Below are 20,495 nucleotides of genomic sequence, written 5' to 3' on the forward strand. Positions count from 1 at the left end.
ATAAATGCCATTCGACACACAACGACATTTTTTTTGCGCGCTACCATCGTTCTTATTTTTATATTTTCTCCCTCAACTAAGTTGCGGACGAGAAACCTAAGAGGCAGTTGTAAGAATAGCAAAAGAACGAGCAAGATTTTACAATGAGCTTGTCATACTTTTGTTCCTCTATCATACAATCTAGTAAGAGAGTGATAGGAGGAACTATAATGAAAAAACAGTCGCGCTTTTCCAATGTACTAGGACATGTAAGAGAACACTCCTCTCTGTACCTATTTATTGTGGTTCTTTTTTTTATGGGAGTGATATTTGGAGCCATTGTTGTAAATAGCATGAATTTTACACAAAAGCAGGATCTTTATGTTTACTTGAGCCGGTTTTTTGGCCAAGTATCAGAAGGACAATTTGCCAGTGCGAAGGATATCTTTTTTCAAAGTTATTTTCATAACGTAAAATATGTTTTGTTAATGTGGATTCTCGGTATATCCATAATAGGGCTCCCGGTTATACTTGTGCTGTTATTTTTAAAAGGGGTTGTGGTTGGTTTTACTGTTGGATTCCTTGTGAATCAGCTAAGCTGGAAGGGTTTTTTACTATCATTTGTAGCGATTCTTCCCCAGAATATGATAGCGATCCCCGCCTATATTTTGATTGGGACCTTGTCAGTGGCTTTTTCGTTGAAAATGATTAGGCAGCAGTTTGTCAAAAGAATACAAGAACCTTTTTTTCAGCAGTTTATCAAGTATAGCATGGCAATGGGGTGTATCTGTCTTTTATTGTTGCTAGCTTCCTTCATCGAAGCGGTTGCGTCTCCTGTGCTAATGAAATCAGTGATTACTATGCTAAAATGATTATTATAAAATAATAATTATTAATTGTTAATTGTAATAATTATATTTTCTTTGACAGTTCTCTTTGTATTCGCTAAAATGTAAAGGTAAAGCGAGGGAGGGAACAATTAATGGAAGATAGAATTGACCGGATTAAAAAGCAGCTTCATTCCGCTAGCTATAAGCTAACTCCGCAACGGGAATCTACGGTTAGAGTGTTGTTGGAGCATGAAGAGGATCATTTAAGTGCGGAAGATGTATACCTCCTCGTTAAAGAGAAGTCCCCTGAAATAGGACTTGCTACCGTTTATAGAACATTAGAGTTACTAACCGAATTGAAAATAGTTGATAAAATAAATTTTGGCGATGGCGTATCCCGATATGATTTAAGACAAGAGGGAGCTAAACATTTTCATCATCATTTAGTATGTATTGAATGTGGCGCAGTAGATGAAATCCAAGATGATCTACTAGAGGATGTTGAAGCAATTGTAGAACGGGATTGGAACTTCAAGATTAAGGACCACCGTCTTACATTTCACGGAATCTGTCACCGATGCCAAGACCCTGAAAACCCGGATGAAGAAAATAACGAAAATACATAAAAAATGTCCCAGTCGAGCTCTGCGCTTGATGGGGCATTTTTTGTTTATTTACAGGCTGGTCAAAAATAAACGTATCTTCATGTATAAAACCTTCCTAAATTGTCATACCTTCTAATAAGACAAGTTAAAAAGAAAAAGTGTTGCTTGGAGGTTGCATTATACATGAAGAATATTATTGATACATGCTATAATACATTTAAAGTATTTATATTATTTACCGGATGCACAGTATTATTTTATTTTGGGATTGTTTGGGTTAATCAGGAGTATCAGAATTATCATCGTTATGATGAGCCGGAAGGTGCGGCGGTGAAAGTGACAAAAATGGTAGAGGAGAGAGATGAGGGCTGGATTCAGCGCTTGTTGTTTTTTTATCATTACGGGGAGTAGAGCGGATTGCACGATCAATTAAAGGATTTTTTGCATTTTTTATTGGTAGAGAAAGGTTTAGCAGAAAACACGATTATTTCGTATGAGCGAGACTTAAAATCTTATATTCTTTATATGGAAAAGGTGGAAGAGGTATCTTCATTTAATGAAGTTAGTCGTGCCACTATTATTCAGTTTCTTAAATTTCTTCAAGATAAAGGGAAATCATCGAAAACCCTTGCTCGACATATAGCTTCCATTCGTTCATTCCACCAGTTTTTGCTGCGGGACAAGGTCACTACACAGGATCCAACTGTACATATTGAAACACCTAAACCTCAGCAAAAGCTGCCACAGGTTCTATCCGTCGAAGAGGTTCAGGCTTTACTTGAAGTACCGGATACTCAGAAGGACTTTGGCATTCGTGATAAAGCGATGCTTGAACTTCTGTATGCAACAGGAATTCGAGTGTCAGAGCTTATTTCTTTGAATTTAAGCGATGTTCATTTAACGATGGGCTTTATACGGTGTATCGGAAAAGGAAATAAGGAAAGAATTATTCCACTCGGAAAGATAGCACAGGATGCTATTCACATTTATATTGAAGGAAGCCGAAATCGACTAAAAAAGAATAAGTCCACGGAGGCACTTTTTTTAAATCATCATGGTAACCGTTTAACTAGGCAGGGATACTGGAAAATTCTTAAAAAACTTTCAAGAGAAGCTGGAATTAACAAGGATTTGACCCCACATACGCTTCGTCATTCCTTTGCAACACATCTATTGGAAAATGGAGCAGATCTAAGGGCTGTCCAGGAAATGCTCGGGCATGCAGATATTTCTACTACACAGATCTATACCCATGTTTCAAAGAATCGCTTAAAGGATGTTTACAGCATGTTCCATCCAAGAGCATAGGCTGGTTTTTAAACCGGCCATTTTTTCAGTTTGTGTTCTTATACTTTTCTACATATGGCTTACACGCTCGTGTCCTCCTTATGACTATAAGTGAAAACTTAGACAACTCTTTGTAAAGGGTTAGAAAGAATTCTTCACAATAGCGATTTTCAGGTGCGTTGAAGAATTTTCCAAACAAAAAGTGTTTAATTTTTCGTTGCAAGAGTGAAAGCGCTTGTATATACTGAAAGAGAAGAGGTCAGACTTCTGACATTAATCTTATTAATTAATAGGATTATCCTCTAAAAAAGAGGGGAAAATATAACAGTTAAAATAGATATTGAGTATAAATAGCTTATATAAGGAGGTTTTTTAATTGAGTTCTTATACATATAAACGAGTGTTTCTAGTTGTAATGGATTCAGTTGGTATTGGAGAAGCGCCTGATGCCGAGGAATTTGGCGACAAAGGAGCAAACACATTGGGTCATATTGCCGAGCGGATGAATGGTCTTAACATGCCGAACATGGCAATGCTAGGTCTGAGTAATATTGAACAGGTACAAGGAGTAGAAAAAGCAGAAAAACCGCTTGCCTTTTATACTAAAATGGAAGAAGCATCAACTGGAAAAGATACGATGACCGGACATTGGGAGATCATGGGCTTGCATATTGATACACCTTTCCGCGTATTCCCTGGTGGATTTCCTGCTGAATTAATACAAGAGTTAGAGGAGAAGACCGGCAGAAAGATTATTGGGAATATCCCTGCATCAGGCACGGAAATATTGGATCAGTTAGGAAAAGAGCATATGGATACGGGGGCTCTTATTGTCTATACTTCTGCAGACTCCGTACTTCAAATTGCGGCACACGAAGATATCGTTCCAATAGATGAATTATATAAAATTTGTGAAATTGCACGTGAACTAACGTTAGATGAAAAATATATGGTTGGTAGAATCATTGCCCGTCCATTCGAAGGGGAACCTGGGAACTTTAAGCGTACGACGAATCGTCATGACTATGCATTAAAACCTTTTGAGCGCACGGTAATGAATGAATTGAAGGATAGCGGATATGATGTAATTTCCATCGGTAAAATCGCTGATATTTATGATGGAGAAGGCGTGACCCAATCTCTGCGCACTGTGTCTAATACGGATGGTATGGATAAACTGGTGGACACAGTCGAAATGGATTTCACTGGCATCAGCTTTTTGAACCTGGTGGATTTTGATGCAGTATTTGGACATAGAAGAGATCCGGAAGGTTATGGAAAAGCACTAGAAGAGTACGATGCAAGATTACCTGAGGTGCTTTCTAATCTTCGGGAAGATGACCTATTGATCATTACAGCTGACCACGGAAATGATCCAACTTTCCCAGGCACAGATCATACCAGAGAATATGTCCCTTTATTAGTGCATTCTCCACGATATGAAGTTGGGAAAGAGTTAGAAATCAGAAAAACCTTCGCTGATATTGGGGCAACTATTGCAGATAATTTTAATACGCGTGCACCAAAGCACGGAAAAAGCTTTCTTCAAGATCTAAAATAGGAGGAACACAATGATGAAAATAGAAGCATTAAAGCAAGCTGCGGATTATATAAGTTCAAAAATCAATCAACAACCTAAAATTGGATTAATCTTAGGATCAGGTCTTGGGGTGCTAGCTGAAGAAATTCAAAACCCTGTGACCATCCCATATGGCGAAATTCCAGGTTTTCCTGTATCTACGGTAGAAGGGCATGCTGGACAGCTAGTAATTGGGGAGCTAGAAGGTAAAGATGTAGTCGCGATGCAAGGCAGATTCCACTTCTATGAAGGATATTCCATGGAGAAAGTGACGTTTCCTGTACGTGTGATGAAGTATTTGGGAGTGGAAAAATTAATCGTTACAAATGCTGCTGGCGGAGTCAACGAAAGCTTCGAAGCAGGGGACTTAATGATTATCAACGATCATATCAATAATATGGGGACAAACCCACTGATCGGACCGAATGATAGTGATATGGGAGCTCGTTTCCCTGACATGTCCCAAGCTTATTGCAAGGAACTAAGAAAGCTTGCTAAAAATACCGCCGAGAACCTTGGCTTAAAGGTGCAGGAGGGGGTATATGTTGGGAACACAGGCCCTTCTTATGAAACACCTGCAGAAGTAAGAATGCTTCGTACACTTGGGGGCGACGCCGTTGGAATGAGTACGGTACCTGAAGTTATTATCGCACAACACAGTGGAATGAAAGTGCTTGGTATTTCGTGCATTTCCAATATGGCAGCAGGAATTCTTGATCAACCATTAACACATGATGAAGTAATGGAAACAACAGAAATGGTAAAAGCGAATTTCCTTCAATTTGTTAAAACAATTGTCAAAGGTATGTAAATAATAGTAGGGGGGTTTTTAGGATGAGAATGGTAGACGTTATTGAGAAAAAACGTGACGGTAAAGAACTAACAACCGAAGAAATTCAATTTGTTATAAAAGGCTTTACAGATGAAACGATTCCTGACTATCAAATGAGTGCCTTTTCAATGGCAACGTTTTTTCAAGGCATGAGCGACCAAGAGCGTGCGGATTTAACAATTGCAATGGTTAATTCTGGTGATACGATTGACCTTTCTGACATTGAAGGGATTAAAGTGGATAAGCATAGTACAGGTGGTGTTGGTGATACAACAACTCTCGTACTTGCACCACTTGTTGCAGCTGTAGGTGTGCCCGTTGCAAAAATGTCCGGCCGTGGCCTTGGACATACCGGAGGGACAATTGACAAGCTTGAATCAGTTCCAGGCTTCCATGTGGAAATTGATAATCAAGAGTTTATCGACTATGTGAACAAAAACAAGGTGGCAGTTATAGGGCAAAGTGGAAACTTAACTCCTGCTGATAAAAAACTTTATGCACTTCGAGATGTAACGGCGACTGTCAACAGCATTCCACTGATTGCAAGCTCGATCATGAGTAAGAAAATAGCTGCAGGTGCAGATGCAATTGTACTGGATGTTAAGACAGGTGCAGGGGCTTTCATGAAAGATCTAGATGAGGCGAAAAAACTTGCAAAAGCCATGGTCGATATCGGAAATAATGTTGGTCGTCGTACAATGGCCGTTATCTCGGATATGAGCCAGCCGCTTGGCTTCGCGATAGGGAATGCTTTAGAAATTAAAGAAGCGATTGATACTCTTCGAGGAAAAGGTCCAAAGGATTTAGAAGAATTGTGCTTGGTGCTTGGAAGTTATATGGTGCTGCTTGCTGAAAAAGCATCCACTTTGGAAGAAGCGCGCGGTATGTTGGAAGAAGCGATTCACTCGGGTGCTGCAATTGATACTTTGAAAACGTTCCTAGAAGCACAGGGCGGAGACGCCTCTGTCGTGGACCACCCAGAAAACTTACCTCAAGCAAAATATGTAATGGAGCTTGAAGCGAAGGAAGCGGGAGTTGTTTCCGAAATCGTTGCAGATTCTGTTGGTACAGCAGCGATGCTTTTGGGAGCAGGTCGTGCAACAAAAGATTCTGAGATTGATCTTGCTGTGGGCATTGTGCTACGTAAAAAAATTGGTGATAAAGTAGAAGCTGGAGAATCTTTGGCTACCATCCACAGTAACCAGGAAGAGATTTCAGCAGTAAAAGAAAACTTATATGATAGCATTAAGATTGTAAGTGGTAGCGTGGAAGTACCGCCACTTGTGTATGATACCATTTCTGAATAAGGTTAAGCATACAGCTCCTGATACATTGGGAGCTGTTTTTTTGCGTTGTTTTATTCAAGTGAAATCCCTATTTTATCCCACCATTTCGCTAGCTCCTTCCTAAATTTATAATTTTTTCTTCAATTATGCCAAATCTTAGTATAAAACGTATCTAATTGGAAAAAATGTGAAGTATGGAAAAAGATTGGAGGTCTAGGGATGAAAAGGTTTGTAATCGCAATATTTACCATTGCATTAACTTTTTCCGCATTTAGCCCATATGTGCAAGCGGAAGAAAAAGGTGTTCAGCTAACGGAAAGTGCGAAATCAGCAATATTAATTGAACGTGATACCGGTCAAGTTTTGTACGAGAAAAATGGACATGAGAAATTGCCGCCTGCAAGTATGACTAAGATAATGACCATGCTTTTAATAATGGAAGCAATTGAAGAAGGAAAGCTAACTTGGGATGAAAAAATTAGAACAAGTGAATACGCTGCATCGATGGGCGGATCTCAAATTTTCCTTGAAGCAGGGGAAGAAATGACAACAGATGAAATGCTTCGTGGAATTGCAATTGCATCTGGAAATGACGCTTCTGTTGCTATGGCGGAGAGAATCGCCGGTTCTGAAGACGCTTTTGTGGAGAAAATGAACACCAAAGTGAAAGAATTGGGATTAGAAAATACTAAGTTTCAAAACCCAACAGGCTTACCTGCAAAAGAGCATTATAGTACTGCCTCTGATATGGCAGTTATTGCAAAAGAATTATTAAAATACGAAGGAATTACGAAGTACACCGGTCAATACGAGGACTACCTTCGACAAGATACTGAAAAGAAATTTTGGTTAGTTAACACCAATAAGCTTGTGAAATTTTATCCCGGGGTAGATGGGCTGAAAACAGGCTTTACTGCTGAAGCAAAATATTGTTTAACAGCAACAGCCCAAAAGGATAATATGCGAGTAATTGCAGTTGTATTTGGCGCGCCGACTCCTAAAGAGCGTAATGCGCAGGTCACAAATATGCTTGATTATGCCTTTAGCCATTATAAAACCCATCCGATGTTCGAACGCAATGTACCTGTTGCAAAAGTCCATGTGAGTAAAGGGTCTGTTAAAGAACTAGATGCGGTAACAAGTGAACCGATTTCTGTTTTAACGAAAAAAGGGGAAAACATAGATGATGTGGTAAAGGAAATAAACGTGGATGAAAAAGTGAAAGCTCCAGTTAAAAAAGGAGATAAAGTAGGATCCATTATTCTTAAAAAAGGTAGTCAGGTATTATCAGAAAGTGACCTTATTGCGGGATCAGATAGCTTGGAAGCAAGCTGGTGGCAGCTCTTTAAAAGATCACTAGGCCATTTTACCAAACTAGATTAAGTGCAATTTCTGCCGAAGAGAGATATTCTTTAGCGAAATGACACTAGTTTTGTCTTTAAGCAGGATTTAGCCTGATGAAAATAGAAATTGACTCACTGAAGGATGATCCACAAGGAGGAAAGTACAGTGAGTCTTACCGTAGATTTAGAAGTAAAGCAAAATGTTCTTTGTGTACGATTAGCAGGTGAATTAGATCACCACACTGCAGCAAATTTGCGTGAACAAGCAACAACAATTATTGAAAAGCATCAAATTTCTCATATTATTCTGAATTTGGAACATCTCTCTTTTATGGACAGTTCTGGCTTGGGGGTAATTTTGGGAAGGTATAAACAAATCAAAAGTTTGGGCGGTGAAATGGTAGTTTGCTCCATTTCACCAGCAGTCAAACGGTTATTTGAAATGTCTGGTTTGTTTAAAATTATTCGTTTGGAAACTAGCGAGCAAAATGCCTTGCAGACTTTGGGGGTGGCTTGATGAATAATCAAATGCACCTTCAATTTTCTGCTCTAAGCCAAAATGAATCATTTGCAAGAGTTACGGTAGCAGCATTCATTATGCAATTAGATCCAACCATGGATGAGCTTACAGAAATAAAAACAGTTGTCTCGGAGGCAGTGACAAATGCTATTATCCATGGTTATGACAACGATCCTAAAGCCACGGTTTATATTTCTGTAGAACTTGAGGATGGAGCTGTTCATATCACCATTAAAGATGATGGAATCGGGATTGATGATGTGGAAGAAGCAAGACAGCCGTTATATACTACAAAGCCTGAGCTCGAGCGTTCTGGTATGGGTTTTACCATTATGGAAAACTTTATGGATTACGTAGAAATTCACTCATCTAAAGAAGGCACCTCAATCCGTATGACCAAATATTTAGCTAAGAGCAAAGCACTTTGTAATTAAGGAGCTAAGCCTATGGATGTGGAGGTCAAAAATCAAGCACCAACCTACTTAAAAGATCATGAAGTAAAAGAGCTAATTAAAAAAAGTCAAGATGGCGACCAAGAAGCAAGGGACATGATTGTATCTAAAAATATGCGTCTTGTATGGTCCGTTGTTCAACGTTTTATGAATAGAGGATATGAACCGGATGACCTTTTCCAAATTGGAGCCATTGGCTTATTAAAATCGGTTGATAAATTTGATCTGTCTTATGACGTTAAATTCTCGACTTATGCCGTACCGATGATTATCGGGGAAATACAACGCTTTATTCGTGACGATGGGAGTGTAAAAGTAAGTCGCTCCTTAAAAGAAATGGCCAATAAAATCAGAAAAGCCAAAGATGAATTATCAAAACGCTATGGCAGGGTACCTACAATTAATGAAATTGCAGATTTTCTGGAAATTTCAGCAGAAGAAGTGGTACTTGCACAGGAAGCATCGCGAACGCCCTCTTCTATACATGAGACGGTTTACGAAAACGATGGAGATCCTATTACCCTTTTAGATCAGATTGCAGATCTCTCAGAACCCAGATGGTTTGACAAAATTGCTTTAAAAGAGGCGATAGAGGATCTGGATGAACGAGAAAAACTTATCGTCTATTTACGCTATTACAAAGACCAAACCCAAACAGAAGTTGCCCAACGTCTCGGAATCTCCCAGGTACAGGTATCAAGGCTTGAAAAGAAAATATTAGTACAGATGAAAGATCGTATGGATGAATGATATCCATACGTTTTTTTGTGTTATAGGAAATTATGAAAAGTACCCGTTGTACATTTTCAACTTAAAGTTAAGCAGCGTTCAGCTCTAAGCGCAAGAGACTAACAAACTTCCCTCGTCTCCTTACGAAAAGGTCAACAAACAAAGAGAGCAAAGTAAGTACATGAAAAGCAAGGGAGCCGACGGATGATGTAACAACAAGAGAAAAGTAAGGACATGAAAAGCAGCAAAGCGGATGAATGATGTACCTTCAGAAGCACAGTAAGTACATGAAAACCAGAGAAGCCCACGGATGATGTAACAACAAGAGGAAAGTAAGTACATGAAAAGCAGCAAAGCGGATGAATGATGTACCTTCAGAAGCAAAGTAAGTACATGAAAACCAGAGAAGCCCACAGATGATGTATCAACAAGAGCAAAGTAAGTACATGAAAAGCAGCAAAGCGGATGAATGATGTACCTGCAGAAGCAAAGTAAGTACATGAAAAGTAGCGAAGCCCACTGATGATGTAACAACAAGAGCAAAGTAAGTACATGACCCGCAGCAAAGCGGAGGAAGGATGTACCTTCAGAAGCAAAGTAAGGACATGAAAAGTAGGGAAGCCCACTGATGATGTAACAACAAGAGCAAAGTAAGTACATGACCCGCAGCAAAGCGGAGGAAGGATGTACCTTCAGAAGCAAAGTAAGTACATGAAAAGTAGGGAAGCCCACAGATGATGTATCAACAAGAGGAAAGTAAGTACATGAAAAGCAGCAAAGCGGATGAATGATGTACCTTCAGAAGCACAGTACGTACATGAAAACCAGAGAAGCCCACGGATGATGTATCAACAAGAGAAAAGTAAGTACATGAAAAGCAGCAAAGCGGATGAATGATGTACCTTCAGAAGCACAGTAAGTACATGAAAACCAGAGAAGCCCACGGATGATGTATCAACAAGAGAAAAGTAAGTACATGAAAAGCAACAAAGCGGAGAGATGATGTACATTCAGTAGCAAAGTAAGTACATGAAAAGCAAGGAAGTCCGAGAATGATGTACTGGAGTTTGCGCACTAACTACTTTGAAAACCTCAAGCTCCTCCGTTTTCTCTACTAGTTCCCCTTCTATCATAAGTGGTAATTCTTGCCGTTGTTTTTTCCTTTGCATGGTAATTCTCCCACTAATCCATACTACATATACAATCTGTTTTGGCAGGATGTGTTCGGAGATGGAGAAAATGTTGTATATTCGGCTGCGTCATCGTATTCAAGCAAAACCTAATCAAAGAATCACCATAGGAGATGTTGCGCAACTTGTTGCAAGTGACGCAGTTGTCCAACGTATTAGTAAGATTGCAGTTCATCAGGTGAATATGAGTGATAAATCCATTGTCATTGTGGATGTAATGCAGGTAATTAAAGAATTGCAGAAGGTAGATCCCACATTAGAGGTGCAGACTTTTGGACCTGTACAGACCATTATTGAAGTGGTTTATAAGCAAAAAAGGTTTCGGCCTATGTTTTTTGCAGGAGTTTGGCTCCTATTATTTTTTGGAGCGGCCCTTGCTATTATGAATTTCCATGAGGATGTAAGTATGCGGATTGTTCATCAGAAGATATTTAAGACAATCACAGGATTAGAGGATGAAAAGCCTCTACTGTTGCAGATTCCTTATTCTATTGGCTTAGGCCTTGGAATGATCTTATTTTTCAATCATGTGTTTCGTAAGCGTATTAATGAAGAGCCAAGCCCGCTAGAAGTAGAAATGTTCAATTACCAACAGGACTTAGACCGGTATGTTGTTATGAATGAAAATAAAGAAAGTACCAAAAAAATCGATGACCATTAGCATTATATTTGTTGTGTTTCTAGGATTGGCGGGCGGTTTAGCGGTAGGATCAGGGTTTGTGGCATTCTTAGCGGTGCTTGGAATTATTCCGCGTTTAACTCAGCTGACTAAGACAACGAAATTTGTATTTAGTTACGAGTGGGGGGTTATTGGAGGAGCATTATTTGGCAGTTGGATTAGCTTAAATAGTGTGAGCTTTAACCTTCCGTCCTTTTTGGCAATACCGATAGGTCTGTTTTGTGGAGTGTTTGTCGGGTTACTGGCAGCGGCGTTAACCGAAGTGCTAAATGTCCTTCCAATCCTTGCTAAACGCATTGGGGTGGATGGGCAGATGGCTATACTTCTGATGGCGATTGTTTTCGGGAAAATAGTAGGCTCGCTCTATCATTGGCTTGTTTTCGTGGATTTATAAAAAGGAGTGGCAGTATGAGTGAGAAGAAACTAAAAGATAATTACAAAGAAAATATAAAAAAATTCCAGCCAAAACCACCCTATTTTTTAAACTGTCTTAAAGCATTTTTGGTGGGAGGCTTCATTTGTTTAATCGGACAAGGAATTCAGAATTTCTATATTCGTGTATTTGATTTTTCGGAAAAGCAAGCAGGAAACCCTACTGTTGCTACGTTGATATTGTTTGCTGCTCTTTTAACTGGGTTTGGTGTTTATGACAAACTAGGGCAGTTTGCTGGAGCGGGGTCTGCAGTTCCGGTTACGGGATTTGCAAATTCGATGGTAAGTGCTGCGATGGAACATCGCAGCGAGGGTTTGGTATTAGGTGTGGCAACAAATATGTTTAAGCTTGCTGGAAGCGTAATTGTTTTTGGGGTGGTGGCAGCTTATGTGGTTGGAATGGTTCGCTATCTAATGAATATGAGCTTTACCGGATAAGGAGGTAGGTGTGAAGTGAGATTAACAGGGAAACAGACATGGGTCTATGAAAATCCTATCTATATTTTCTCAACAGGAACGGCTGTAGGACCAAAAGAATCCGATGGTCCCCTTGGCTCCCATTTCGATAACACCCACAAAGAACTCCATTGCGGGGAAGATAATTGGGAGCTTGCTGAAAGAAGATTAATGGAGCAGTCCATCAAATCTTGTTTAGAAAAGGTGGATCTCCTGTTTAAAGATATTGATTTTTTTCTTGCAGGAGATTTGTTGAACCAAAACGTTACGTCCAACTATGTTGCACGTCATCATCAAATTCCGTTTTTATGTATGTTTGGTGCCTGTTCCACCTCCATGGAAACGTTAGCGATGTCGGCCTCTTTAGTCGATGCAGGCTTTGCTAATCGAGTTTTAGCTTCAACGAGCAGTCATAATGCAACTGCGGAAAGACAATTCCGTTATCCTACAGAATACGGGGGACAAAAGCCTGATTCTGCCACTTTTACGGTTACTGGTGCAGGCACGGCACTTGTCAGTAAAGAGGTGGGAGACGTTAAAATAACCTCTGCCACCATCGGACGTGTGATGGATTTAGGAATAACCGATCCTTTTGATATGGGATCAGCGATGGCTCCCGCAGCTGCTGATACGATAAAAGCTCACTTGGATGATCTGAATATTCAACCCGAAGCTTATGATTTAATTCTCACAGGGGATCTGTCAGGAGTAGGAACCCCTATTTTGAAAGAATTATTAAAAGAGGAAGGCTACGATATATCTACGATTCACAATGACTGTGGTTTAATGATATTCCGGCCCGATCAAGAGGTTTTTGCAGGTGGCAGCGGGTGTGGTTGTGCAGCAGTCGTGACATACGGTCATATTGTTCATGAACTGAAAACAGGCGCCTTAAATAAAGTGATGGTGGTAGCAACAGGCGCTCTCTTAAGTCCAACGATGATCCAGCAAAAGGAATCGATTCCGACGATTGCACATGCAGTAGTACTGGAAAGGGTGGAACGCTGATGGAATACTTTATTGCTTTTGTAGTCGGTGGACTCATCTGTGTGATAGGACAGCTGTTACTTGATTTTTTTAGGCTGACACCGGCGCATGTAATGAGTAGCTTTGTGGTTGCAGGTGCTGTCCTGGATGGATTCGGCTTATATGACAAGCTGATTGATTTTGCTGGCGCCGGTGCTACCGTTCCTATTACAAGCTTCGGACATTCACTTCTACACGGGGCGATGCACCAGTCTGAAAAACACGGCTTTATCGGCATTGGTATGGGTATCTTTGAATTAACCTCAGCAGGAATTTCTTCCGCAATATTATTTGCCTTTATAGTGGCACTAATTTTCAAGCCGAAAGGATAAGTAATCATGAAAAAAAGACGGGTCATACTAGTTACGGATGGTGATGAATATGCGAAGAAGACGATTCAATATGTTGCAAAGCGATATGGAGGCCGCTGTATCTCGAGTTCATATGGTAATCCTACTGTATTGAGTGGTAAAGAGATTGTCAGGCTTATTTTACAGGCAAAGTCTGAACCTGTCTTTGTAATGTTTGATGATAGTGGTTTCTTAGGTGAAGGGGCAGGAGAAAATGCCCTGAAACATGTAGCTGCTGATCCGCAAATAGAGGTATTAGGTATTATTGCGGTTGCTTCCAAAACACATCAATCGGAGTGGACAAAGGTGAATATCACCGTCGATCGTGATTTACAAGTATCATCTTATGGCGTAGATAAAAGTGGTATTCAGGAAATGGATACTGGAAGAATTAACGGAGATACAGTCTATTGTTTAGATACGATAGATGTGCCAATCATAGTGGGAATCGGTGACATAGGGAAGATGAACAGAAAAGATGATGTGAAGATAGGGTCACCTATTACCTGTAAAGCAGTGGAAATAATATTGGAAAGGAGCGGGTATGATGTCTCACAATGGAATGGAGAAGGTGAAAGTTTCACCAAGTCTGAAGAGTAATGAGAATTTTTTTAAAGAAAGAGTAGGCTTGTCAGAAAGCTTTGATTTAGGTGTCAGAAAGATAACAGTTCTAGGGAAAGAATTGAATATATACTATGTAAATGGATTATGTGATACAGCCTATATTATTGAACTGATGGAAGAACTTGTTCATCTAAATGATGTTGAAAGAAGATCAAGCAAGACAAAGGAAATAATCCATAACCGTCTGGTGCATCAGCAAGTAGAAAATATCGAGTTTCTGGATGAAGCGGTAGATCAGGTGCTCAGTGGATTGATTATTATTCTGCTTGAAGGGGAAGAAAGTGGATTTGTTGTTGATACAAGATCCTACCCTGGTCGAACACCACAAGAACCTGATACTGAAAAAGTTGTGCGTGGAGCAAGGGATGGATATGTAGAGAACATTATTGTTAATACAGCATTAACTCGCAGAAGAATTAGAGATGAACGTTTACGTAATGAGATTTTTCAAATTGGAGAACGCTCAAAAACGGATATATGCCTTTCTTACATAAAAGATGTCGCGAACCCGGATCTTGTGGATACGGTTCGAAAAGAAGTGAAAAAAATTAATATCGATGGACTGACAATGGCAGATAAAACGGTAGAGGAATTTCTCGTGAAACAAGGCTTTAATCCATTTCCGCTAGTTCGATTTACTGAAAGGCCAGATGTTGCTGCGACCCATTTGTTAGAAGGACATGTTCTTATAATGGTAGACACCTCGCCTAGTGTAATCATCACACCAACGACTTATTTCCATCACGTGCAACATGTGGAGGAATATCGTCAATCACCTGCCGTCGGGACATTCGTGCGATGGGTACGTTTCTTAGGAATCCTTGCTTCCTTGTTTCTTTTGCCACTCTGGTTTCTCATGGTGTTGGAACCCGATATGCTCCCCGATGCCATTAGCTTTGTAGGGCCGAATGAGCAGTCCAACATACCGATAGTCATGCAAATCTTTCTCGCAGATATCGGGATAGAATTCTTAAGGCTTGCTGCGATTCACACGCCTACCGCACTTTCTACCGCAATGGGATTAATTGCTGCGGTTCTTATCGGGCAAATCGCAATCGACGTCGGTTTGTTTGTTCCTGAAGTAATCTTGTATGTTGCGGTAGCTGCGATTGGGTCCTTTACAACACCAAGTTATGAATTAAGTGTCGCCAACAAAATCATTCGCCTAATATTATTGGCAATCGTGGCAATGTTCCATGCTCCGGGTCTGATTATAGGGGTGACTGCATTTGTCCTGTTTCTAGTTAGCATCCGCTCGCTAAATACCCCTTATTTATGGCCGTTTATTCCTTTCAGTCCAAAAGCGCTCTTTATGATTTTAATAAGACGAAGTACACCTGGTGCTAAAGTAAGGCCTAGTATCGTCCATCCAAAGAACCGTTTCCGACAGCCGGATAAGTCAAGTTAAAAGAATATTTGCTTGATAGCTTATATTAGATATGATAGAGTTTATTTAATTTAATAAGGCTCTTTTCATAAAGATAGTGAAAAATTGGTTGAGGATTCCTGTCACAGACAGCTAAAAGAGTTCTGTTTAGCTGTTTTTTTCTTACACAATAAAAACTAGGTCAAGTACCCTTCCCTTTTATTCTGGTTGGAATATGGTACAAGTAAAGAAGTAGAAAGAGACTAAGCTAAGAGGAGAAAAGCATATGTACTTTCATGGAACAAGTAAGGTGAATGAAAAAGGACATTTAGAAATTGGCGGAGTGGATACGATTAGTTTGGCTAATCAGTATGGAACGCCCTTATATATATATGACGTTGCGCTTATTCGTGAAAGAGCTCGTAATTTCCAAGAAACGTTTAAAAACTTGGGCGTATCTGCACAGGTAGCCTATGCAAGTAAAGCATTTTCTTCCATTGCCATGTTCCAATTGGCAAAAGAGGAAGGACTATCCCTTGATGTGGTATCTGGTGGAGAGTTATATACCGCAATAGCGGCCGATTTTCCTGTAGAACGTATTCATTTTCACGGCAATAATAAAAGCTATGAAGAGCTGGATATGGCTGTAATGCATAAAATTGGTTGTGTGGTGGTCGACAACTTTCTTGAACTGAATCTGCTTGAGGAAATATGTGAAAAATACGGATACACCATGCCAATCTTGCTCCGTGTCACACCAGGAATTGAAGCACATACTCATGACTACATTCTGACAGGACAAGAAGATTCCAAGTTCGGCTTTGATTTGCAGAGTGGTCAGGCAGAAAAAGCGATGAAGCTCTCCAATGATGCAACCCATTTGGATTTATTAGGTATTCATTGTCATATAGGTTCCCAAATATTTGAGACGACAGGCTTTAAAATGGCGGCAGGAAAGCTCTTTGAGACGTTAAAGCAATGGAAAGAAGAGAATGGCTTTGAAGCTAGAGTGGTCAACCTTGGGGGCGGCTTTGGAATTCGCTATACCAAAGAAGACAATCCATTACCTGCTTCCGTCTATGTAGAAGAAATTATCCGTGATGTTCAAGCATATGTAAAAGAAACCAACCTACAAATGCCGGAAATTTGGATTGAACCAGGCCGATCCCTAGTGGGAGATGCCGGAACAACCATCTATTCTGTCGGCTCCAAGAAGGAAATACCTAACATTCGACAATATTTAGCGATAGACGGAGGAATGAGTGATAATATTCGCCCTGCACTCTATCAAGCAAAATATGAGGCAGTCCTAGCCAACCGAGTGAATGATATAGCAGAAGAGACGGTTTCCATTGCAGGAAAGTGCTGTGAGTCTGGTGATATGCTGATTTGGGACCTGCCTTTACCAAAAGCGAACCACGAAGACCATCTTGCGGTTTTCTGCACAGGTGCCTATGGTTATTCTATGGCAAACAATTATAATCGTATTACAAGACCTGCCGTTGTGTTTGTGGAAAACGGCGAAGCACAGCTTGTGATAAAAAGAGAAACGTTTGAGGACCTTGTGAGATTAGACTTACCATTGCAGTCTAAATCCAAAATATTAAAATGATTGGTAAAAGTGTCACCCTGAAATTTCAGGGTGGCTTTTATATTGGTTTAGGAAAGTTCCAGTAGTGGATAATTTATACAGGTTAAGCAGCCAGCGTCCAGCGTTCAGGCGCCATGTTGTGTAATTAGCATGGAATTTAGTGGGAAATTACAGAAGGTGAGTGCAAAAAGTCAGAAGGTTTTCAGAAAAAGTCGGAAGGATGCTTGAAAAAGTCAGAAGGTTCTCTGAAAAAGTCAGAAGGTACCATTCAACTAGCGGATATATGAAAGATCGACCTTTTAGATTGGTAGCCTAAACTGATCTGTTACGAATTGGATGAGAAACTGACACTTGTTCTTACAAATGGAGTAAAAACAAGGAGCAAACGGTCAAATATGCGGTAAAGTTTCCATTTAACTAATCAATCTATTGGTTTACATGCCATCTTACTTTCCTTTACAAGAAGAATCCTGTATGATTAAGACTGATTAATAGAACCTTTAAAGGAGATGTTTCATAATGAAAAAACAAGGATACATACTTATGCAAAACGGTGAAAAGATTGAGTTTGAACTTTACCCAAACGAAGCTCCTAACACGGTTGCTAACTTTGAAAAGCTTGCTAACGAAGGATTTTATAATGGTGTAACTTTCCATCGTGTTATTCCTGGATTTGTAAGCCAAGGTGGAGACCCGACTGGTACTGGTGCTGGTGGAAGCGGTACAACAATAAAATGTGAAACAGAAGGTAACCCTCATAAACATGAAGCTGGCAGCCTATCAATGGCACATGCTGGAAGAGATACAGGTTCTAGTCAATTCTTTATCGTACATGATCCACAACCACACCTAAATGGCGTGCACACTGTGTTTGGTAAAGTGACAACTGGTCTTGAAACAGCAAGAAAAATGCAAAACGGCGACACAATGGAAAAAGTAGAAGTGTTTGACGCAGAATAATAAAATGGCTGAGATGGGAGCAGAAATGCTCTCTATTTTTATATTTGTTGAAAGAGGTAGTAAAATGAAAAATTCTAATATGATTTTAGCATTCGTATTATTAGGAATGTCTCTTATTTGGGGACTAATTTATTGGTTCTTTATTGTATAATAATGACGATTTCTGCATGCGTAAAAGCTTACAGGTTACTAATAACCTTTGGAATAGTATTTTTTCGAATAGGTTTTAGTGACAAACTAACACAATAAAATTTTCTTTATTCGAAAGATATGCTAATATAATTAGGAATCATACAATTACATAGTTATGTCCTTCGGGGGTGGGTGCAATTCCCTACCGGCGGTGATGAAGCGGTTTGTTGATTGCTTCTTAGTCCGTGACCCAGTTTATTGCCTAAGTTAGTATCTGTATTCCAATACAGTAGGTACGGCTTACTTAATATTCTGGTGGATCTGGTGAAATTCCAGGGCCGACAGTGAAAGTCTGGATGGGAGAAGGATGATAAGTTGCTGAGCAGTGAAAATTCACAAGTTGAACACTGTTTATTTACCTATACGCAATTTTACTCCCAAAACCTCTAGGACTTTTCTTAGTGGTTTTTTATTTTTTGAAAGGTGGAGAGGATTATGGACGATCGTTATTATATGAATTTTGCCATAAGTTTAGCTGAAAAAGCTTCAGGGCAGACCTCTCCCAACCCTGTAGTAGGATCTGTGATAGTAAAGGATGGCGAGATCGTTGGCTTTGGTGCGCACTTGAAAGCAGGGGAAGCTCATGCAGAGGTGAACGCACTTCAAATGGCTGGTGATAAATCAAAAGGCGCAACAGTCTATGTAACGTTAGAGCCTTGCAGTCACTTTGGCAAAACTCCACCTTGTTCTGATCTTTTAATTGAGAAAAAAGTAAGCAGAGTTGTCATAGCATCCGTTGATCCAAATCCACTAGTGGCAGGGAATGGAATCAAGAAACTGAGAGCAGCCGGCATTAGTGTGGAGATAGGTGTTTGCGAAAAAGAAGCGCAAAGGTTAAACATGATCTTTTTTCACTACATACAAACAAAAAGACCGTTTGTCACATTAAAGACGGCTTCTAGTCTGGATGGAAAAACCGCAACAGTTACGAAAAAAAGCAAGTGGATCACCAGCGAAGATGCTCGTCTTGATGTGCACCGTTACAGGCACCAGCATGATGCCATTCTTGTTGGCGTAGAAACGGTTATAGCTGACAATCCAAGTTTGACTACACGGTTACCTAACGGTGGTAAAAATCCTATTCGTGTTGTTTTAGATACAACATTAAGAATGCCATCTAGTGCAAAGGTTGTGACAGACAAGGAAGCACCGACACTGATTGTTACTGGCTCTAATGTGAACGAAGAAAAAATTCATGCGTTCGAGAGTGAGTATGTGAAAATCATCAGGCTTTCCACAACAAAAATCGATGTTCATCTTCTATTAGAACAGCTTGGGCAACGAGGAATCACTTCTTTGTTCGTGGAGGGTGGGGCAACCGTAAATGGAAGCTTCTTAAAAGCAAGAGCCATAAATCAGCTATTAACCTATTTGGCTCCTAAGTTAATTGGAGGAAGTATGGCCCCTGGCATAATAGGTGGAGAAGGATTTGAAACAATCGAAGAATGCATCGATCTAGAGATAAAGGAATACACAATGATAGGATCTGATCTTAAGATTGTGTCTGTTCCAAAGTAAGGAGGGGTATGAATGTTTACTGGAATTATTGAAGAGATTGGTACAGTGAAACAGGTTATTCGTGGTGATCAGGCAATAATACTGGACATTTCAGCTAGGACAGTATTAGAAGACGTGAAGCTGGGTGATAGTATCGCAGTAAATGGAGTATGTCTAACTGTAACTTCTTTTTCTGCTGAGCGCTTTACGGTTGATGTGATGCCTGAAACGGTGAATTCTACCTCCTTAAGTGGACTTGGGGCGGGTTCTAAGGTAAACCTTGAACGCGCTATGATTGCCAATGGAAGATTTGGCGGCCATTTTGTCAGCGGCCATGTGGATGGAACAGGTGTAATAAAAGACAAAAGAAGTGTTTCTAATGCTGTATATTATCAAATATCGGTAAACAGTAATATTGGAAAATACCTGATGTTTAAAGGTTCCGTCACGGTGGATGGCACGAGCTTAACGATATTTGGAGTGGAAGAGGATTCTTTTACAATTTCACTGATTCCTCATACCTCGAAGGAAACGATTCTCGGTGGAAAGGGAAAAGGGGATATAGTAAATATTGAAGTCGACATGCTGGCTAAATACATGGAACATCTTCTAAACAGATCAAATTCGTCTTCTAAAAATAAATCCAGCATTTCTGCTTCATTTTTAGAAGAGCATGGATACAAATAAGGG

Annotated in this window: 23 protein-coding genes and 1 riboswitch; of the genes, 22 read left to right on the plus strand and 1 reads right to left on the minus strand. The window is 39.9% G+C overall.

The features are described 5' to 3' along the window. Window positions 1–209 precede the first annotated feature (209 nt). The 11 genes from spoIIM (at window position 210) to sigF (ending at window position 9,463) form a co-directional block, all read left to right on the plus strand. Window positions 210–851, plus strand: a complete 642-nt coding sequence (gene spoIIM, locus K9B36_RS12310) for a stage II sporulation protein M (RefSeq protein ID WP_223702425.1) — start codon at window positions 210–212, stop codon at window positions 849–851. A gap of 110 nt (window positions 852–961) precedes the next feature. Further along, window positions 962–1,435 (plus strand): ferric iron uptake transcriptional regulator, encoded by a 474-nt coding sequence (fur, locus tag K9B36_RS12315; protein WP_223702427.1) that lies wholly within the window; start codon window positions 962–964, stop codon window positions 1,433–1,435. A gap of 162 nt (window positions 1,436–1,597) precedes the next feature. Next, entirely contained in the window at window positions 1,598–1,825 is a 228-nt protein-coding gene (locus tag K9B36_RS12320) for a YqzK family protein (RefSeq protein ID WP_223702429.1), read from the plus strand. 6 nt (window positions 1,826–1,831) lie between these two features. Beyond that, window positions 1,832–2,722, plus strand: a complete 891-nt coding sequence (gene xerD / locus K9B36_RS12325; RefSeq protein ID WP_223702430.1) for a site-specific tyrosine recombinase XerD — start codon at window positions 1,832–1,834, stop codon at window positions 2,720–2,722. Between the two features lie 355 nt (window positions 2,723–3,077). Beyond that, window positions 3,078–4,262 carry a phosphopentomutase gene (gene deoB / locus K9B36_RS12330; RefSeq protein WP_223702432.1) on the plus strand — a complete coding sequence of 395 codons (1,185 nt, stop codon included), beginning with the start codon at window positions 3,078–3,080 and terminating at the stop codon, window positions 4,260–4,262. A gap of 13 nt (window positions 4,263–4,275) precedes the next feature. Then, a complete protein-coding gene (locus tag K9B36_RS12335; RefSeq protein WP_223702477.1) occupies window positions 4,276–5,091 on the plus strand; it encodes a purine-nucleoside phosphorylase in 816 nt (271 codons plus the stop codon). 23 nt (window positions 5,092–5,114) lie between these two features. Further along, window positions 5,115–6,419, plus strand: coding sequence for a pyrimidine-nucleoside phosphorylase (locus K9B36_RS12340; RefSeq protein ID WP_223702433.1), 1,305 nt, complete (start codon window positions 5,115–5,117; stop codon window positions 6,417–6,419). 198 nt (window positions 6,420–6,617) lie between these two features. Beyond that, window positions 6,618–7,781: a D-alanyl-D-alanine carboxypeptidase family protein gene (locus K9B36_RS12345; RefSeq protein WP_223702435.1), complete on the plus strand. Its 1,164-nt coding sequence runs from the start codon at window positions 6,618–6,620 to the stop codon at window positions 7,779–7,781. Window positions 7,782–7,907: 126 nt separating this feature from the next. Further along, on the plus strand, window positions 7,908–8,258 hold the full coding sequence (spoIIAA, locus tag K9B36_RS12350; RefSeq protein WP_223702437.1) for an anti-sigma F factor antagonist: 351 nt from the start codon (window positions 7,908–7,910) through the stop codon (window positions 8,256–8,258). Then, window positions 8,258–8,695, plus strand: a complete 438-nt coding sequence (gene spoIIAB / locus K9B36_RS12355) for an anti-sigma F factor (RefSeq protein ID WP_223702438.1) — start codon at window positions 8,258–8,260, stop codon at window positions 8,693–8,695. The genes spoIIAA and spoIIAB overlap by 1 nt, the downstream gene beginning before the upstream one ends. A gap of 12 nt (window positions 8,696–8,707) precedes the next feature. Beyond that, window positions 8,708–9,463 (plus strand): RNA polymerase sporulation sigma factor SigF, encoded by a 756-nt coding sequence (sigF, locus tag K9B36_RS12360; RefSeq protein WP_223702439.1) that lies wholly within the window; start codon window positions 8,708–8,710, stop codon window positions 9,461–9,463. 989 nt (window positions 9,464–10,452) lie between these two features. Here the strand turns inward: sigF and K9B36_RS12365 are convergent. Continuing rightward, window positions 10,453–10,611 (minus strand): hypothetical protein, encoded by a 159-nt coding sequence (locus K9B36_RS12365; RefSeq protein ID WP_223702440.1) that lies wholly within the window; start codon window positions 10,609–10,611, stop codon window positions 10,453–10,455. A 61-nt stretch (window positions 10,612–10,672) separates the two neighbouring features. On the opposite strand from K9B36_RS12365, the gene K9B36_RS12370 reads away from it, so the two are divergent. The 11 genes from K9B36_RS12370 to ribE all read left to right on the plus strand — a co-directional run bounded on the left by K9B36_RS12370 (window position 10,673) and on the right by ribE (window position 20,492). Next, window positions 10,673–11,293 (plus strand): stage V sporulation protein AA, encoded by a 621-nt coding sequence (locus tag K9B36_RS12370; RefSeq protein WP_223702441.1) that lies wholly within the window; start codon window positions 10,673–10,675, stop codon window positions 11,291–11,293. Continuing rightward, a complete protein-coding gene (locus K9B36_RS12375) occupies window positions 11,283–11,705 on the plus strand; it encodes a stage V sporulation protein AB (RefSeq protein WP_223702479.1) in 423 nt (140 codons plus the stop codon). The genes K9B36_RS12370 and K9B36_RS12375 overlap by 11 nt, the downstream gene beginning before the upstream one ends. A 14-nt stretch (window positions 11,706–11,719) precedes the next feature. Further along, window positions 11,720–12,181: a stage V sporulation protein AC gene (gene spoVAC, locus K9B36_RS12380; RefSeq protein ID WP_223702442.1), complete on the plus strand. Its 462-nt coding sequence runs from the start codon at window positions 11,720–11,722 to the stop codon at window positions 12,179–12,181. Window positions 12,182–12,196: 15 nt separating this feature from the next. Next, entirely contained in the window at window positions 12,197–13,207 is a 1,011-nt protein-coding gene (gene spoVAD / locus K9B36_RS12385) for a stage V sporulation protein AD (RefSeq protein WP_223702444.1), read from the plus strand. Further along, window positions 13,207–13,557, plus strand: coding sequence for a stage V sporulation protein AE (gene spoVAE, locus K9B36_RS12390; protein WP_223702446.1), 351 nt, complete (start codon window positions 13,207–13,209; stop codon window positions 13,555–13,557). Before spoVAD ends, spoVAE begins: the two co-directional genes overlap by 1 nt. Window positions 13,558–13,563: 6 nt before the next feature. After that, on the plus strand, window positions 13,564–14,175 hold the full coding sequence (locus tag K9B36_RS12395) for a stage V sporulation protein AE (RefSeq protein WP_263399348.1): 612 nt from the start codon (window positions 13,564–13,566) through the stop codon (window positions 14,173–14,175). Then, on the plus strand, window positions 14,123–15,607 hold the full coding sequence (locus tag K9B36_RS12400; protein ID WP_223702448.1) for a spore germination protein: 1,485 nt from the start codon (window positions 14,123–14,125) through the stop codon (window positions 15,605–15,607). The genes K9B36_RS12395 and K9B36_RS12400 overlap by 53 nt, the downstream gene beginning before the upstream one ends. Window positions 15,608–15,851: 244 nt before the next feature. Then, the gene (gene lysA / locus K9B36_RS12405; protein WP_223702450.1) at window positions 15,852–17,177 is read left to right on the plus strand and encodes a diaminopimelate decarboxylase; all 1,326 of its coding nucleotides are present in this window, start codon (window positions 15,852–15,854) and stop codon (window positions 17,175–17,177) included. 498 nt (window positions 17,178–17,675) lie between these two features. Then, window positions 17,676–18,116 (plus strand): peptidylprolyl isomerase, encoded by a 441-nt coding sequence (locus K9B36_RS12410; protein WP_223702451.1) that lies wholly within the window; start codon window positions 17,676–17,678, stop codon window positions 18,114–18,116. 306 nt (window positions 18,117–18,422) lie between these two features. After that, window positions 18,423–18,620: riboswitch (FMN riboswitch) on the plus strand. A 123-nt stretch (window positions 18,621–18,743) separates the two neighbouring features. Beyond that, complete coding sequence (gene ribD / locus K9B36_RS12415) at window positions 18,744–19,826, plus strand: bifunctional diaminohydroxyphosphoribosylaminopyrimidine deaminase/5-amino-6-(5-phosphoribosylamino)uracil reductase RibD (protein WP_223702453.1); 1,083 nt, start codon at window positions 18,744–18,746, stop codon at window positions 19,824–19,826. 12 nt (window positions 19,827–19,838) lie between these two features. Continuing rightward, window positions 19,839–20,492, plus strand: a complete 654-nt coding sequence (ribE, locus tag K9B36_RS12420; RefSeq protein WP_223702454.1) for a riboflavin synthase — start codon at window positions 19,839–19,841, stop codon at window positions 20,490–20,492. Window positions 20,493–20,495: the final 3 nt, after the last annotated feature.

The sequence above is a fragment of the Sutcliffiella deserti genome (genome assembly GCF_020037475.1).
In the GTDB taxonomy this organism is placed as follows: Bacteria; Bacillota; Bacilli; order Bacillales; family Bacillaceae_I; genus Sutcliffiella_A; species Sutcliffiella_A deserti.

Bases quoted from the DNA above. Each gene is read 5' to 3' on its own strand.
- K9B36_RS12410 (WP_223702451.1), top strand. From the start codon at position 17,676: ATGAAAAAACAAGGATACATACTTATGCAAAACGGTGAAAAGATTGAG.
- spoVAC (WP_223702442.1), top strand. From the start codon at position 11,720: ATGAGTGAGAAGAAACTAAAAGATAATTACAAAGAAAATATAAAAAAA.
- ribE (WP_223702454.1), top strand. From the start codon at position 19,839: ATGTTTACTGGAATTATTGAAGAGATTGGTACAGTGAAACAGGTTATT.
- spoIIM (WP_223702425.1), top strand. From the start codon at position 210: ATGAAAAAACAGTCGCGCTTTTCCAATGTACTAGGACATGTAAGAGAA.
- K9B36_RS12395 (WP_263399348.1), top strand. From the start codon at position 13,564: ATGAAAAAAAGACGGGTCATACTAGTTACGGATGGTGATGAATATGCG.
- K9B36_RS12345 (WP_223702435.1), top strand. From the start codon at position 6,618: ATGAAAAGGTTTGTAATCGCAATATTTACCATTGCATTAACTTTTTCC.
- lysA (WP_223702450.1), top strand. From the start codon at position 15,852: ATGTACTTTCATGGAACAAGTAAGGTGAATGAAAAAGGACATTTAGAA.
- K9B36_RS12400 (WP_223702448.1), top strand. From the start codon at position 14,123: ATGTCTCACAATGGAATGGAGAAGGTGAAAGTTTCACCAAGTCTGAAG.
- K9B36_RS12365 (WP_223702440.1), bottom strand. From the start codon at position 10,611: ATGCAAAGGAAAAAACAACGGCAAGAATTACCACTTATGATAGAAGGG.
- K9B36_RS12370 (WP_223702441.1), top strand. From the start codon at position 10,673: ATGGAGAAAATGTTGTATATTCGGCTGCGTCATCGTATTCAAGCAAAA.
- spoIIAB (WP_223702438.1), top strand. From the start codon at position 8,258: ATGAATAATCAAATGCACCTTCAATTTTCTGCTCTAAGCCAAAATGAA.
- ribD (WP_223702453.1), top strand. From the start codon at position 18,744: ATGGACGATCGTTATTATATGAATTTTGCCATAAGTTTAGCTGAAAAA.
- K9B36_RS12335 (WP_223702477.1), top strand. From the start codon at position 4,276: ATGAAAATAGAAGCATTAAAGCAAGCTGCGGATTATATAAGTTCAAAA.
- fur (WP_223702427.1), top strand. From the start codon at position 962: ATGGAAGATAGAATTGACCGGATTAAAAAGCAGCTTCATTCCGCTAGC.
- K9B36_RS12375 (WP_223702479.1), top strand. From the start codon at position 11,283: ATGACCATTAGCATTATATTTGTTGTGTTTCTAGGATTGGCGGGCGGT.
- spoVAE (WP_223702446.1), top strand. From the start codon at position 13,207: ATGGAATACTTTATTGCTTTTGTAGTCGGTGGACTCATCTGTGTGATA.
- K9B36_RS12340 (WP_223702433.1), top strand. From the start codon at position 5,115: ATGAGAATGGTAGACGTTATTGAGAAAAAACGTGACGGTAAAGAACTA.
- K9B36_RS12320 (WP_223702429.1), top strand. From the start codon at position 1,598: ATGAAGAATATTATTGATACATGCTATAATACATTTAAAGTATTTATA.
- sigF (WP_223702439.1), top strand. From the start codon at position 8,708: ATGGATGTGGAGGTCAAAAATCAAGCACCAACCTACTTAAAAGATCAT.